The organism is Streptomyces polyasparticus (assembly GCF_014493765.1).
Lineage (GTDB): Bacteria > Actinomycetota > Actinomycetes > Streptomycetales > Streptomycetaceae > Streptomyces > Streptomyces polyasparticus.
In genome coordinates this window covers 286580-301180 of the sequence record NZ_JACTVJ010000012.1, presented here as the reverse complement: position 1 = coordinate 301180, position 14601 = coordinate 286580, and the positions used below count along the sequence as shown (strand labels likewise).

The following is a 14601-nucleotide window of genomic DNA, read 5'->3' as shown; positions in this document are numbered from 1 at the left end:
TACGTGACACTGGATCATCTGCCCACGGACTTCGTCTGGGGCGCCTCGACGGCGTCGTACCAGATCGAGGGCGCCACCGAGGAGGACGGCCGCGGGCCGTCGGTGTGGGATACCTTCACCGCCCGGCCGGGCACCGTCCGCGACGGGCACACCGGCGAAGTGGCCTGCGACCACTACCACCGGTACGCGGAGGACATCGCGCTGATGGCCGAGGCGGGCCTCACCGGCTACCGCTTCTCCGTCGCCTGGCCCCGGATCCAGCCGTACGGCAAGGGTGCGGCCAACTCCACGGGTCTGGACTTCTACGACCGCCTGGTCGACGGACTCCTCGCGCACGGCATCGAGCCCGTACCGACCCTCTTCCACTGGGATCTTCCGCAGGCCCTGGAGGACGAGGGCGGCTGGCTGAACCGCGACACCGCGCACCGTTTCGCCGAATACGCCGCGCTCGTGGCCGACCGGCTCGGCGACCGCGTCCAGCAGTGGATCACTCTCAACGAGCCGTTCGTCCACATGGTCTGGGGCTACGGCCTCGGTATCCACGCGCCGGGTCGCACTCTTTTCCTGGACGCCCTGCCCGTCGCCCATCACCAACTCCTCGGGCACGGAGTGGCGTCGGGAGAGCTCCGCGCACGCGGCCTCAAGGTGATGATCGCCAACAACTGCACCCCGGTCTGGCCCGCGTCGGACAAGCCTGCCGACCTGGCCGCCGCGCAGGCCTACGACAACCTGCACAACCGCCTGTTCAACGACCCGCTCTTCACGGGCACCTACCCCGACCTGGCAGCCTTCGGCGTGGACGGGACGCTCGGCGGCTCCGTCCGGGACGGCGATCTGGACCTGATCTCGGCCCCGCTGGACGCCCTCGGCATCAACTACTACAACCCGACGCGGATCCAGGCGCCGACCTCCGAAGGGCTGCCGTTCGACGAGGCCCCGATCGAGGGCTACCGCCGCACCGCATTCGGCTGGCCAGTGGTCCCGGACGGATTGCGCGAACTCCTCGTCACCCTCAAGGAGCGCTACCCGTCGCTCCCGCCGGTCTACATCACTGAGAACGGCTGCTCGGCGGAGGATGTCGTCGCCGCCGACGGCTCCGTCCAAGACCTCGACCGTATCGACTACTTGGACACCCACGTCCAGGCCGTCGACGCCGCTGTGGCCCAAGGTGTCGACGTGCGCGGCTACTTCACCTGGAGCTTGATCGACAACTTCGAATGGGCGGAGGGCTACCACCAGCGCTTCGGCCTCGTCCATGTCGACCATGAGACCCAGGTCCGCACCCCGAAGGCGTCGTTCGGCTGGTACCGGGACCTCATACGGGGGCAACGCGGCTGAATGACGGTGGGTTGTCCCCGCCGCGGGTCACGTAACCGAGAAGAGCGGCGACGTGCGCGTCGAGGTCATGGGGTGCGCGTCGATGTGGATCACGGAGCCAGCCGGACGACGAGCGCGGCCAGGAGGGAAAGCACCATCGATCCCAAGATCACGGCTCTCTCCTTGCGTTGGAGAAACCCGGGACCGCCGCTCCGCTGTTGACACCGGTGGACGGTGAGGCTGAGCAGGAGCAGAGACGGCAGCGTGAGCCACCACGACCCGCTGATCACTCCCCAGCCGACTCCCGCTGCCAAGAGTGCGAGCCAGAGTACTAGCGGCCGCATTTGCGTTTCCATGCCCGTAATGTACCGAGGTTCAGTAACCGCGCCGTCGATGGCCGACCGTCCGCCGATCCGCCCTGTCCCTGGCTGGTTCAACCGGAACATCACGCGACGAGGCCTCATTGAAGTGAGTCGAGTCTTGGGTTTCGTGGCGTCCGCGTGCCGTAGCCGATGAGTGCGGCGATGGCCGCGAGGACGGCAACGCTGGTGAGGGCGATGGGGAGGGTGAACCAGTCCGCCATGAACCCGATCGCGGGCGGGCCGAGGAGCATGCCGCCGTAGCCGAGGGTGGAGGCGGTGGCCACTCCGTTGGGTCCGGCGAGTGCGCCGGCGCGTTCGACGGCGACGGGGAAGAGGTTGGCGAGGCCGATGCCGGTGATGGCGAAGCCGATGAGGGCGAGCCAGACGGTGGGGGCGAGGGCGCCGAGGAGCATGCCCGCGGCGGCAGTTGCCCCGCCGATCACGATGATCGGGGTCTGGCCGAGCCGTTCGAGGAGCGTCGTGCCGCTGAGGCGGCCGAGGGTCATCGCGCCCGCGAAGAGGGAGTAGCCGGCGGCTGCCATGCCCGGGTGTGCGTCGAGGTCCTGTTCGAGGTGCAGCGCGCCCCAGTCGGCGAGTGCCCCTTCGCCGAAGGCGGTGCACAGGGCGATGAAGCCGAAGACCAGGACGAGGCGGCGGGCACGGGAGTCGAGGCGGCGCGGGGTCTCTTCCGGATCGGTCCGTCCCGCCGGCGGGTTCGGGGGCTGGAGGTGCAGGAGGGCAGGTCCGGCGATCGCGGTGACGAGCAGACCGATCACGGTGAGGCCCAGCAGATGCGTGGTGGGGGAGAGGGAGCCGGCTATCAGCCCGCCGAGTCCCGCGCCGACCATGCCGCCCAGGCTGAACGCGGCGTGGAAGCTCGGCATGATCGGCCGGCGCAGAGCGGCGACCAGATCCACGGCGGCGCTGTTGAAGGCGACATTGATGCCTCCGTACGCGACACCGAAGACGACCAGCACGGCGGCCAGTGCGGCTGCTGAGTGGGTGAGCGGGGGCAGGGCGACGCTCAACGAGAGCAGCACTGCGCAGACGACCGTCACCGGGTGGCTGCCGTAACGGCGGCAGAGCCGTCCGGTGAACACCATGGTGATCACTGCGCCGGCGGAGACGCCGAGCAGGGCCAGGCCGAGTGCGCTCGCCGACGCTCCGGTCTGCTCCTTGATCGCGGGGATGCGGACGACCCAGCCGGCGAAGATGAATCCGTCGAGGGCGAAGAAGACGGTCAGGATGACGCGCAGGCGCGTGAGGCCGGTGGGCGGTTTGGTGGCGACGGCGGATCCGGACCTGAGTTTGTTCAGTAGCGGCACAAAACACAGGGTAGGGGTCAGTCCGGCCCTGAACAAGGGGGATTCGCGTGTGCTCGCGTGGGTTTGCGGGCTCTACGGCTGGAATGCCGACGGGGTGGAGTCTTGTCGATCACCGGCCGTTCCCGGGGTGAGCATGGACCGCAGCCGCCTGGAACCAGATCTCAGACAGGTCGGTAGCGAGAGCGATCCGTTGGGGGCTGGTGCGGTGGACCGAGTCGTCCTCGGCGTGCAGGTACGGGTTCTTGTGCTCCGCGTCAGGGCCGGCTGATGAGGCGGTGGAGGGTGCGGTCGTGGTAGCGGGCGCCGAAGTGGCGCATGCCGGTGGGGACTTGGGGTCCGTCGGCAGAACACGTCACTTCCGCCTCCTCGACGTCGCGACGGCGGCCCACGCCGGCCCCAGGATGAGGAGTCCGATCACGACCCACATCGAAGCTCCCCCCAAGCCCTTATATGCCAGTACGGTCCACTCGCTGCTCTCCAGCACCGGAGTACCTCCGCTTCCTCAGGCCGGCGCAGTTTCCGACTCGGGCGCCGCCTCGTCGTACAGGTCTCGCGTCGCCATTGCCAGGTGTGTCTCCCGGCGCGCATTCCCGGGGAGCGCCGATCCCCTCCCGGGCGGGCTCCCTGGGCTCTACCTACCTCTTGGGACGCCTGGTTCGAATGACAACTGCCACCCCAAGGGCAGGAGCGATCAACCACAGCGGTCTGATCCATGCGCTACTGGCAGATGATCCGGAGGCAATCATGCTTATGCCTATCAAGAGGTACAGGACGATGAAGGCGAGGGTCAGATTCCTCCACGCCTTGCGGTACTCGTTATTCGACATGGGCGTTCTGCCTGATCCTTGTTCCGCGAAAGGTGGGGTGTGCCCGTGGGGCCATGTCAGGATCCCTACTTCCGCCTCCGCTAGGCCGAAAGCAAAGCGGCTGCGATGAAGACAACTATCAGTGCGACCCAGAGCCAGACAGGGAAGTCCGGCCCGTACGCACCACGCGCCAGGATCTGCATGTTCACGGATTTCCTCTCATCAAGTGAGTGCATCCGAAGCGGTATCTTCTGCAGGCCACATCGTGTCGGCGGGGGTGGCGAAAGCCATCCAGCGCCACCCCTGCCGGGTCGTAACGGACTAGCTGGTTTGATCAGGTGTCATCCGTAGGGAATCAAGTCTGCGTTTATCAGCGCTGCACCAATGCCGATTCCGCATCCGAGAAGACCTGCACCCGCCGTGCCGGCGGTGCCGAGGGGGATGGTCGATGGTTGTAGTCCTACGGTCTCTGCGGCCAGGCCGACGCCCCCGCGCATCCTGTGGCGACAGTGACGACCTTTTCAGCTACATCCAGAACATCGGAGAAGCTGAACAGCCCTGTCGGGTCGATGCGGTTGACGGGGTCGCCTTCGGCGTGCAGGTAAGGGTCTTTTCCTGGCCGGAAGGGTCGGGGCTGTTGAAGCGGCCGATGTTGGGGTCGTAGTTGCGGGCGCCGTAGTGGTAGAGGTCGGTGGGGTCTTGGTGGCCGTCGGCGAACCGGTACGGCTGCGGAACCTGTTCCGTGGTCGTGTTGCGGGTGACGCCGCAGGGGCTGTAGGCGTAGGAGTTGACCTTTGCGCCGGTTTCATCTGCGAGGCCGATGACGGAGCCGATGACGTCGGTGAGGTAGAAGTACGCCTTTCCGCCCGTGGTCATGGAATTCGGAGTGCCCCCGGGGTCTCGATTGAATCCCATGTCCACGCCGCCTGTGGTCTGGGCCGAGAGGTCAAGTGGCCCGTTGTGGAAGGTAGTTGGGCCGAGCTTGATGTGCTCGCTTTGATCCGTGGCCCCGTACTGGCCGGCGTAGGTGGTGCCGCCCACGGTCAGTGAGGTGAGCTGGGAGGAGTCGGACCAGGTTTCCCCCGTGCGGGTGCCTTCCGGAGTCGACGCGCCAGCCGTGTGACGGTTGAGATTCAGATCTGTCCAAGTGGCGTCAGATTGTGGCCCGTCCACCGACGAAGGGACCTGAACCTACTGCTCGACGAAGGGCGCAAACGTCGGCGGAAACAGCTCGTCGGCCCCGCGGCCCCGGTGGTCGCGCTCGCTGTAGGCCGCGCGCATCGTGGCGAACAGCGCCTGGGCGCGGGCGCGCAGCGCCTCGACGTCGACTCCGGGCAGGGCGCCGTCGACGAGGACCGGGCGGCCGTCGACCACGGAGTGTGTGGCATTGCGGGCCGTGCCGTTCAGCAGCAGGGTGCGCACCGGGTCGTCGAGCACCCCGTCGCGGATGTCGTCGAGGCGGAAGGCGACCAGGTCGGCACGGGCGCCGGGCGCGAGCCGCCCCAGGTCCTCGCGTCCCAGCGCGCGGGCGCCGCCCAGCGTCGCGGCCTCCACGTACGCCTCGGCGGGTGCCGCGTCGGGCCGGCCGTCGACCACCTTGGCGAGGTGGACGCCGAGGTCCATGCCGCGGATCAGGTCCGGCGGGAAGGAGTCGGTGCCCAGGCAGAGATTGAGGCCCGCGTTGCGGTAGTCGCCGAACGAGTGCAGTACGTCGCCGTAGCGCAGCGAGGTCTGCGGGCAGTGGATGACGGAGACACCGGCGTGCACGAGGGTGTCCAGATCGCCGTTGTCCTCGCCGTGCACGGAAGGGTGCCGGTCGATGACGATGCCGTGCGGGATGAGCAGATGGGTGTCGAACAGGCCGGTGCGCTCGATCAGTTGGAGCGGGGTGCAGCCGTACAGGCGGTGCACGAGCTCGCGCTCGACGCTGCCCTGCAGGCAGTGCAGGCGGACCGGGACGCCGCGCTCGCGTGCGAGATCCGCGGTGGCGCGCAGCAGGTCGGGGGTCATCGTCTCGATACGGCAGGGCAGCAAGGCGGCCTGCACCAGCGGGTCGTCGAGCCGCTCGACATGGTCGAGGAACCGCTCGGCGTCCCTGAGTCCGGCGCGCCCGCGCTCCTCGTCGAAGTGCAGATCGCGGTTGCCTTCGGCGTCGACGACATTGACGGCGGAGCGGTAGCTCGGGCCGAGATAGCCCCGCAGTCCGATGCGCCGCGAGGCCTCCGCCAGATCCGTGAACTCCTCGAACGTCTCCGCCCAGGAGCTGTGCACCTCGGACGCGATCGGCATGTACGTGGTGACGCCGTGCAGGGCGAGCTGGACGAGGGCGTACTCGCGGACGGTCGCGCGTTCGGCGCGTGTGAACACATCACGGCTCGCGCGCGCGTACGTGCGGGACCACTGCAGCCCCGGTCCGGTCTCGGGGGAGTGCCATGAGTCGAGGATCAGGTGGTCGATGTCGGCCAGCGCGTCGAGGTCGATCAGGCCGGGCATGACCAGCCGCCCGCCGAGGTCCACGTCCTCGTCGACCGGGCCTTCCCAGCCGCGCCCGACATGAACGATGGTGTCGTCCTGCCACACCACTTCGCCGTCGCGCAGCAGCACATGCCGGCCGTTCTGGAAGGCGAGTACATGGGCGGCGCGCCAGCGGGTGTGCACGGGATCCTCCTGCGGGTGAGCGACCCGGGGACTCTAACATTTGGGATACCAAAGCGGCGGTGGGCTGCTTGCTATCCGATACGCGGCTTCGCCGGAATCGCGAGCGTCTTTGTGGGTGTCGACAAGCGTGGTGGTATACGAATCGTTGCCACCCACAGGGTCGTCGAAGGCCGTCTGGGCGATCTCGGATGCGAAAATGCCGCCATGGCAACGGCTGAGGAATTCACCCCCGAGTCGGAGCGGGTCATGAACACCCTGCGCGACGAGATCATCGACGGTACGCGCGCTCCCGGCAGCAAGCTGGTCGAGCGCGAGATCGCCGCCGAACTCGGCGTCAGTCGGCTGCCCGTACGCGATGCGCTGCGCAGCCTCGTCAGTGAGGGCCTGGTGACGCCACGGCCCCGCACCTGGGCCGTGGTGCGCGAGTTCAGCCAGTCCGATATCTCCGACCTCAACGAGGTCCGCTCCGCCCTGGAGACGCTCGCCTTCCGGCTCGCCGCCGAGCGCCGCACCCGCGCCGGACTGGCGAAGCTGCGCGACGACCTGGACCAGCAGCTGGCCGCTTCGGCCAAGGGTGACGGGCAGGCGGCGCGCCGCAAGGCCGCCGACTTCCATCAAACCGTCACCGAACTCGCCGACAACGCCCTGTTGAGCGAGCTCGGCGGCATCCTGCAGAGCCGGATGCGCTGGCTGCTCGGCCAGCACGACGACTTCGACCTCTTCGCGCACGAGCACGAGGAGCTGTACCTGGCCATCGAGGCGCGGGACGTGCAGCGCGTCGACGAACTGGCCGCCCAGCACCTCGCCACCAGCCGGGCGAAGATCGCGGCGCACCGGCGCAACGCGAACGCCGGCGCGAAGGCCGACCTGGATCCCTCAGTCGACGCCGGCGACGATCTGAACGACGCGTAGAGCAGGCTCAGGCCACATGGACGAGCTGTTCCGGCGCCCACGCCGCACCATCGCACCCGGCGCCGTACACCTGCCGGACTGGCTGGACCCCGCCGAACAGCGGGCGCTCCTCGAACAGTGCCGCACCTGGGCCCGCCCGCCGGCCGGGCTGCGCGAGGTCACCACCCCCGGCGGTGGACGGATGTCGGTGCGGCAGTTCGGCCTCGGCTGGCACTGGTTCCCCTACGGCTATGCGCGTACGGCCGTGGACGGTGACGGAGCGCCGGTCAAGGCGATGCCCGCCTCACTCGTGGACCTGGGTCGGCGAACGGCGGCGGCCGCGCTCGGCGAGGAGTTCGCGGCGGCCCCGTACGACATCGCCCTCATCAACTTCTACGACGCGGACGCCCGGATGGGCATGCACCGGGACCAGGACGAGAAGTCCCTCGATCCCGTGGTGTCGGTCAGCCTCGGCGACACCTGTGTCTTCCGCTTCGGCAACGGTGAGACGAGGACGAAGCCCTACACGGACGTGGAACTGCGCAGCGGCGACGCGTTCGTGTTCGGCGGGGAATCCCGGCTGAACTACCACGGAGTGCCGCGGGTCCACGGGGGAACAGCCCCCGCGAAGCTGGGGCTTGTGGGGCGGCTGAACCTCACCTTGCGGGTGAGCGGCCTCGCGTAGAGCCGCCGACGCGGGCCTGCCGCCTTGAGGGCGAAGCACAGCAGCCCGTACGCGAAGTCTCAACCTCTCCTGAAGGGTCAGACAACCCCCAAGCTCAGCGCGAACCTGATGGATCCTGCCGCTGAACGTCCGGCGGATCATGGGAGACTCGGCCCCATGAACGGCAACACGGCCTCAAGCGAAGCGCGGTCCGCCACCGTGCGGACCCGCCTTGACCGGGGGCGTGGAGCGCTCGGCCCCGCGTTGGAGCTCGTGCATACGGGGCGAGCCCCGACCCGTTCCGTGCTCACCGCCGAGCTGGGCGTCACGCGGGCCACCGCCGGAGTCGTCGCCGCCGAGCTCGAGGCGCTCGGCCTGATCACCGTCGAACCCGGTGCGGCCGGCGGCTCGCAGGGCCGGCCCTCGCACCGGCTGCACGTCGCCGAGGACGGTCCTGTCGTCCTCGCCGCACAGGTGCACGCCGACGGCTACCGTGCCGCACTCGTCGGCCTCGGCGGCCGGATCGTGGCCACGACACCCGGGTGCGAGGACATCGAGGCCGACCCCGTCCAGGTGATCAGCGCGGTGGTCGACGCCGGCGCCGAACTGCTCGCAGCCTCCGGCCGCAGATGTGCGGGGGCCGGGCTCGCCGTCCCGTCCGCCGTCGCGGACCCCGAGGGCCTCGCCCTCAATCCGCTGCATCTGGCCTGGCCGGTCGGCGCACCCGTACGGCAGATCTTCGCCGAACGGATCGCGGCCGCGGGCCTGGACGTCAGCGCGTTCACCGGGAACGACGTCAACCTCGCCGCGCTCGCCGAGCACCGGCACGGCGCCGGACGGGGCGCCGCGCATCTGCTGTGCGTGGCCACCGGGCATCGCGGCGTCGGCGGTGCGCTGGTGCTCGACGGCCGTCTGCACACGGGCAGTTCGGGCCTCGCCCTGGAAGTCGGTCATCTGACTGTCAACCCCGAGGGCCGCCCCTGCCACTGCGGCAGCCGCGGGTGCCTGGACGTGGAGGCCGACCCGCTGGCCTTCCTCACGAAGGCCGGACGCGAACCGGGCCCCGAGGTCTCGCTCCTGCAGCAGTCCCTCGACCTGCTGCGCGACTCCTACGCCGAACCGCAGGTCCGTCTGGCGGCCGAGGAACTCATCGACCGCCTCGGCCTCGGCCTCGCCGGCCTGGTGAACATCCTGAACCCGGACCGGATCATCCTCGGCGGCCTGCACCGCGCGCTGCTCGACGCCGACCCGGACCGGCTGCGCGCCGTGGTCGCCGACCGCAGCCTGTGGGGACGCAGCGGGGGAGTGCCGATCCTCGCCTGCACCCTCGACCACAACTCCCTTGTAGGGGCTGCCGAACTGGCTTGGCAGCCCGTCCTCGACGACCCGATGAAAGCACTGGCGTGAGCGTGTACGAACAGGAGGGCGGCGCCTTCCACGAGGTGGCCGACGGGGTGTACGCGGGCCGGGCGGACCGCGACGCCGCCCTCGACCGCGGCTGGCTCCTCGGCCACTTCAAGGATCCGGCCGACCCGCGGCACTGCGCCGAGCTGGAGATCAAATGGGGGGTGCACCCCCAGGGGGACACCCGCGCGGAGTGGGCCACCGGCGAGATCCGTACGGCGCTCCTCGTCCTGATCAGCGGGCGCTTCCGGATGATGTTCCCCGGTCATGACGTGGTGCTCGCCGAACAGGGCGAGTACGTCCTGTGGGGCAAGGGCGTCGACCACTCCTGGCACGCGGAGGAGGAGTCGGTGGTCCTCACGGTGCGCTGGCCGTCCGTCCCGGGCTATCGCGTGGACGCGCCGAAGCCCGACTGAGCCACCGCCCTCACCGCTTCTGCTGAGCCACCGCCCTCACACGCTTCCGCTGAGCCACCGCCCTCACACGCTCCCGCCCCGCTCCTCCAGATACCGCGTATGCGACTCCTGCCGCCGCTCCTCCACCGCGCGCAGACCGGCCGCCAGCTGCTCGGACTCTGCCTTGAGGAGGCCGAGCTGGCGCTCCAGATGCAGTTCGGGAGGGTCGGTGCCCGGAGCCATCCGGGTCCACCAGCGGGTCCGTACGAAGGTGTCGACGGCCTCCGGCAGATCGCGGCGGACGACCCGCGCGAGCACGTGCACGCTCTCCGGGTCGTGCGCGAGGAGTTCCGCCACCCAGCCGCGTTCGAGGAGAGCGGCGAGGAGGTCGGTGACCTCGCGCAGCCGGGCGGCCGCCGTGACCGACAGCTCGACGTCCGCCAGATAGGCGCGCAGCTTCTCGAAGTCGGCGCGCAGTGCGTCGAGTTGGGCCGAGGGGTCCGGGAAGTCGGGTCGGGCGGGCCGCTCCGGCGGGGCGATGAGCGCGCCCGCGCCGTAGAGGCCCGCGACGACGACGGGCCAGTACGCGCCGGCGACACCGGTGAAGGTGAGGACCAGGCCGAAGAGCCCGCACGCGCTGCCCGCGATGTTCTTGCGGGACTCCAGGTAGCTCAGATATCCCGGGTGCCTCTTACTGGTAGCCACGGATCTCCTTGAAGGCGCCGTCCAGCGAGACCTCCTGGGCGTCGAAGAGCCGGCCTCCGGTCAGGTCGGCGATGCCCTGCAGCTCGGACCTGTCGGAGTCGCCGAAGAGGATGGGGAAGACGGGGATCTCGCGCTGCCCGGGATCCAGGCCCTTGTAGAAGGCGGTGAAGTCGGCCGCGTCGGCGCCCGTGGTGTTCTCGCCGTCCGTCATCAGGACGATCGAGGTGAACGTGTCCCGTTCCGACCGCAAATGGTCGTACGCCTTCTGCAGGGAGGTGTAGATCGCAGTGTCGCCCTCCGCGCTCAGCGCGGCCGTGTCCTTGCGGATTCCGTTCAGTCCTGTCTTGGGGTCGGCGGGCTCCACCACATGGGTCCGCACCTTCTTCACCCCCGAGCCGAACGGCATCAGCGTGACCTCCTCGCGCTGACGGAAGTCCCCGGTGAGCGAGGTCAATGCCGACTTGAGCTGGTCCAGGCGCTCGCCCTCCATCGAGCCGGAGGTGTCCAGGACGTAGACCGTACGGGAGGGGCGGCGCAGCTCGTTCTCGTACGAGGAGAGCAGGCCGTCCGCGACCGAGCGGCTGCCCGGGAAGGGCAGTTCGCGGCGCCGGCCCGTGTCGAGCCCCGCCGCCGGTGCCACCGAGGCGACGACCGGGCGGCGATGGGTGCGCTCGGTGATCAGCCGCTGGACGGTGTCACCGCGCAGTGCTTCGGTGAGGCGGCGGACCTCCTCGCGGGTCGCGGTGTCGCTCGACGCGAGCGAGGAGAGCGGGTAGTCGGCCGTGACGACGCCGTCCTCGGGGCGGATCACGGTCAGCCCGGGGATGTTCTCGAGCACGGACTCGTAGTTGAGGAGGGCGTCGACGTTCCCGCGCCGCTTGTACGCCGCCGCCAGCCAGCCCGAGGAACCCGACGTCAGCTTCTGCCCGGCGAAGAACTCCTTGAGACGGGGCGTGGCCTTCGTGACATCGGCGTCGGTGAGCGCGGACTGCGCTCCGGAGAGCGCCGAGGCGACGGACACCAGCGAGGCGAAGCCCGAGTGGGAGCGTGCCGGGTCGGTCATGCCGTAGGTCAACTTGCCGTCGCGCACGGCCTGTTCGAGCTGCGCCCAGGTGACGTTCTCGGGCTGCCAGCCCAGGGCGGTGAGCGCCGCGGGCTTGATCCCGACGGCGACCGGGCTCGACATGACCGGGGTTTCCGACACGATCTGCGCGGCCGCTTCGGGCCGCAGGCGCAGATAGTCGTTCGAGGACAGCCACACCGCGTCGTACCGGTCCTCGGCCTTCCCCTGCGCCAGGAGCTCCACGGCGTCGAGGGTGCCCATGTAGGTGGGACGGACCTCGATGCCGGTGTCGCGGGCGACCTGTTCGAGCACCGGCTTCATGTCGCTCAGCTCGCTGGAGGCGAGGATCCGCAGGGAACCGGGGCGCGGGGCGTCGTCGGGCCCGGCGGGCGACTCGGAGGTGCAGGCCGTCAGCAGTGTCAGTGCGGACAGCGCTGCGGCAAGGAGCCACTTGAATGTCCGCCTGTTCATCCAAGACCTCCTTCCAGGGCGCCCCGCGACCGGCTGCGGTCCAGATAGCCGCTCGCGTGCTGCAGTTCGGCGGTGAGGTTCTCCACCGTCGTGGCCATCGCCTCGGTCGCCTGGATCTTGTACGTGTCGATCGCGTCGAGGGTGCGGTAGATCTGCTGGAAGGCGCTGCGCAGCGTCTCCGCACCCACCGCGGAGTCGGCGGCGATGCGCTGGATCTCGCCGCTCTGCGTGGCGAGCATCTCGGCATTGCCCCGGATCAGGTCATCGGTCGTGCCCCGCAGGGCGTTGACCTGCTCGATGACCTTCTTCTGGCTGTCGAGGGCCGAGGCCAGCATCACGGAGATGCGCAGCGCCGACACGGTCGTGGTCGCGGCCCGGTCGACGCCCTTGATCAGTTCCTCGTTGTTGCGCCGTACGACATCCATGGCCAGGTAGCCCTGCGCGCACACCGCGATCTGGGTGAGCAGGTCCTGGTGCTTCTGGCGGACCGGGAAGAGGATGTCGGCCCGCAGCGAGTCGGCCTCCTGCGGGTCCGGTACTGCGCCGATGTGCTGCTCGACCGCCACGTCCAGGGCTTCGGTCAGGACGACGTACTCCTGGAGCTTGCCCATGGTCTCCCACAGGCGTACGCGCTCGGTCTGCAGCGCGGCGTTGTCGCGGCGCAGCTCGTCCTGCCCGCCCCGCAGCGAACCCACGATCTTGTTCAGCGTCCCTTGCGCGGAGGCGTACTTGGCGACGTGGTCGCGCAGCTTGCTGCCGCCCGGCAGCTTCGACAGGAACTTGCGCCCCTTGGACGCCGGCAGATCGCGCGGATCCAGGTCCTCGACGACCCGCCGCAGCTCCACGAGCGAGCCCGCGACCTGCGACTGGGCGTCCCCGCCCGTGTCGGGCAGGCTCCGGATCGTCCGCTCCAGCATCCGGTTGGACTGTGCGGCCGCCGTACGCATCTCGCCGGCGCCGAGCGAGGTGATCTCGCCGACCTTGCCGGCGAACTCGGGGGAGCGGGCGTCGAGCGACGCGAGGCCCGCGACGTAGGCGGAGGCCTTGTCGGCCATGTCGCTGCGCACGCCTTCGTCGACCGGGACGAGCCCGCCGGCCTTCTCGCGCGGCACGGCGGCCACGGGCTGCGGCGGCGTCAGGACGAAGGTGTCGTCCGCAGCGTCGCGCGTCATGCCGTCAGGCATGTGGTCATTCATCGGTGATCCCCCTATGCCCGCGCCCGCCGGGCCAGCTCGTGCAGCACCTTGGAGGTGGGCACGGCCGCCTGGTGGACACCGGTCAGTTCCTGCTTGAGATACGTGGCTCCGTCCGCGAACTTCGGCGTGCCGCCCTGCGGGCGGAAGCCGTGCCGGACCTCGAGCGCACGCAGCGTCTCGTCCTCGGCGAGGAGTTCGGCCACCGCCTTGCCCTCCTCGGTGAGCGGTACGACGGTGTGGTCGCTGTTGACCGTGGTGTCCGGGTAGAGGACGACCAGGTCGTCGGGCTTCTGTCCGTCCGCGAGGAGCGAGGCGACCTGTGACTCGTAGACGACCACGAGCGGGTTGCCCGCGCCGCTGACGAAGTCACGGAAGGCGGCGTCGCTGCTGGACTGCTGAGCGCCCTGCACCCGCACCAGCTTGTTCAGGAGCGGCGCGGCCCTGTCGACCTCGCCGTCGCCGGCGACCACCTTGCCGCCGTTGTCCACGTAGGAGGCCGCGGCGAGATACAGCGCCCCCGAGTTGGACGTCTGGGGATCGGTGCTCGACAGATACAGCGTGCCCGTCAACTCCCCGTACTTCCCGGCGCCCTTGAGCTCCTGCCAGGTGCGGTCCTTACGGGCGGCGTCGAGGTAGCTGTCCATCTTGAGCGTGCCCCGGTGGGCCTCGTCGAGTGTGGCGAGCCCGTTCGACGCGAGCACTTCGGCCGCGTTCCTGTGGGCCACCACGACGAGCGGCGAGTAGAAGGGGCGCGGGAGCGTCCCGGTCACCTTGTACTTCGCCGCCAGCGCGACGGCGGGTGCCTGGCTCGACGGCAGAGCGAGGTCGTACCCCTCGAGGTCGAGCCCTTCCATGGCCCAGGACCCGGAGGTCTCGGCCTTCACGGTGTAGCCCTTGGCGGCCAGGGCTTCCACCACCTCGGGGTCGGCGAAGAACTCGGCCTTCTCCGACCCGATCACTGCGCGCACGGTCTTCGTCGCCGTGCTCGTGCCCTCGTCCCGGCCTGCTACGACGGCAACCGCCACGCCGCCGATCAGCAGGACCGCGAGGATGATTCCTGCGATTCGTCTCACGTTCGGAGCGTGCCTTCGGAACCCAACATTCCCCGCCGTACGGGGTGAACGGGGGGTGTCGGACACGTCCCGTTACAGCACGGCGTCCACCGACGACACCGGCAGAAGGGCGCGTACGGGCTCGTGGAGAGGCGGCCGGGGAGCAGGCGCGAAGCCCTCATGTACTCCCGGGGAAGCAGCCCGACGGCCGCTGCCCGTACGACGACCCGGACCCCCTGCAAGCGGGAGTCTCGAGGCATCGACAGAGATCGGCCGGGCAACGGCCGGTCCC

11 protein-coding genes and 1 pseudogene are annotated in these 14601 nt (G+C 69.6%); 5 read left to right on the top strand and 7 right to left on the bottom strand.

Features of this window, described 5'->3' with window-relative positions; all coding sequences use genetic code 11:
* The first annotated feature begins 3 nt into the window (after positions 1-3).
* The gene (locus H9Y04_RS25950) at positions 4-1338 is read left to right on the top strand and encodes a GH1 family beta-glucosidase (RefSeq protein WP_187816419.1); all 1335 of its coding nucleotides are present in this window, start codon (positions 4-6) and stop codon (positions 1336-1338) included.
* Between the two features lie 439 nt (positions 1339-1777).
* On the opposite strand, the gene H9Y04_RS25945 is transcribed toward H9Y04_RS25950, so the two are convergent.
* From H9Y04_RS25945 to H9Y04_RS25935, 3 genes and pseudogenes are all read right to left on the bottom strand, one after another.
* On the bottom strand, positions 1778-3004 hold the full coding sequence (locus H9Y04_RS25945) for an MFS transporter (RefSeq protein WP_187816418.1): 1227 nt from the start codon (positions 3002-3004) through the stop codon (positions 1778-1780).
* 1266 nt (positions 3005-4270) lie between these two features.
* Positions 4271-4932, bottom strand: a pseudogene (locus H9Y04_RS25940) (RHS repeat-associated core domain-containing protein); the annotation flags it as partial.
* Positions 4933-5001: 69 nt separating this feature from the next.
* Positions 5002-6468, bottom strand: coding sequence for a chlorohydrolase family protein (locus H9Y04_RS25935; protein WP_187816417.1), 1467 nt, complete (start codon positions 6466-6468; stop codon positions 5002-5004).
* Between the two features lie 204 nt (positions 6469-6672).
* Here H9Y04_RS25935 and H9Y04_RS25930 point away from each other — a divergent pair, with 204 nt between their 5' ends.
* The 4 genes from H9Y04_RS25930 to H9Y04_RS25915 all read left to right on the top strand — a co-directional run bounded on the left by H9Y04_RS25930 (position 6673) and on the right by H9Y04_RS25915 (position 9843).
* On the top strand, positions 6673-7380 hold the full coding sequence (locus H9Y04_RS25930; protein WP_187816416.1) for a GntR family transcriptional regulator: 708 nt from the start codon (positions 6673-6675) through the stop codon (positions 7378-7380).
* 16 nt (positions 7381-7396) lie between these two features.
* Complete coding sequence (locus H9Y04_RS25925) at positions 7397-8044, top strand: alpha-ketoglutarate-dependent dioxygenase AlkB family protein (protein WP_187816415.1); 648 nt, start codon at positions 7397-7399, stop codon at positions 8042-8044.
* 156 nt (positions 8045-8200) lie between these two features.
* Entirely contained in the window at positions 8201-9430 is a 1230-nt protein-coding gene (locus H9Y04_RS25920) for an ROK family transcriptional regulator (protein WP_187816414.1), read from the top strand.
* Between the two features lie 35 nt (positions 9431-9465).
* Positions 9466-9843, top strand: coding sequence for a cupin domain-containing protein (locus tag H9Y04_RS25915; RefSeq protein ID WP_187816506.1), 378 nt, complete (start codon positions 9466-9468; stop codon positions 9841-9843).
* Positions 9844-9906: 63 nt separating this feature from the next.
* On the opposite strand, the gene H9Y04_RS25910 is transcribed toward H9Y04_RS25915, so the two are convergent.
* Genes H9Y04_RS25910 through H9Y04_RS25895 form a run of 4 tightly spaced genes read right to left on the bottom strand, consistent with a single transcriptional unit; the run spans position 9907 to position 14330 of the window.
* Positions 9907-10497 (bottom strand): hypothetical protein, encoded by a 591-nt coding sequence (locus H9Y04_RS25910; RefSeq protein WP_187816507.1) that lies wholly within the window; start codon positions 10495-10497, stop codon positions 9907-9909.
* Between the two features lie 16 nt (positions 10498-10513).
* Entirely contained in the window at positions 10514-12061 is a 1548-nt protein-coding gene (locus H9Y04_RS25905; protein ID WP_187816413.1) for a substrate-binding and vWA domain-containing protein, read from the bottom strand.
* A complete protein-coding gene (locus H9Y04_RS25900) occupies positions 12058-13233 on the bottom strand; it encodes a toxic anion resistance protein (RefSeq protein ID WP_187816412.1) in 1176 nt (391 codons plus the stop codon). Before H9Y04_RS25900 ends, H9Y04_RS25905 begins: the two co-directional genes overlap by 4 nt.
* 35 nt (positions 13234-13268) lie before the next feature.
* On the bottom strand, positions 13269-14330 hold the full coding sequence (locus H9Y04_RS25895; RefSeq protein WP_187816411.1) for a substrate-binding domain-containing protein: 1062 nt from the start codon (positions 14328-14330) through the stop codon (positions 13269-13271).
* Positions 14331-14601: the final 271 nt, after the last annotated feature.

Excerpts from the sequence above, each read along its gene's own strand:
- H9Y04_RS25930 (WP_187816416.1), top strand. The coding sequence starts at position 6,673 with ATGGCAACGGCTGAGGAATTCACCCCCGAGTCGGAGCGGGTCATGAAC.
- H9Y04_RS25925 (WP_187816415.1), top strand. The coding sequence starts at position 7,397 with ATGGACGAGCTGTTCCGGCGCCCACGCCGCACCATCGCACCCGGCGCC.
- H9Y04_RS25920 (WP_187816414.1), top strand. The coding sequence starts at position 8,201 with ATGAACGGCAACACGGCCTCAAGCGAAGCGCGGTCCGCCACCGTGCGG.
- H9Y04_RS25905 (WP_187816413.1), bottom strand. The coding sequence starts at position 12,061 with ATGAACAGGCGGACATTCAAGTGGCTCCTTGCCGCAGCGCTGTCCGCA.
- H9Y04_RS25900 (WP_187816412.1), bottom strand. The coding sequence starts at position 13,233 with ATGACGCGCGACGCTGCGGACGACACCTTCGTCCTGACGCCGCCGCAG.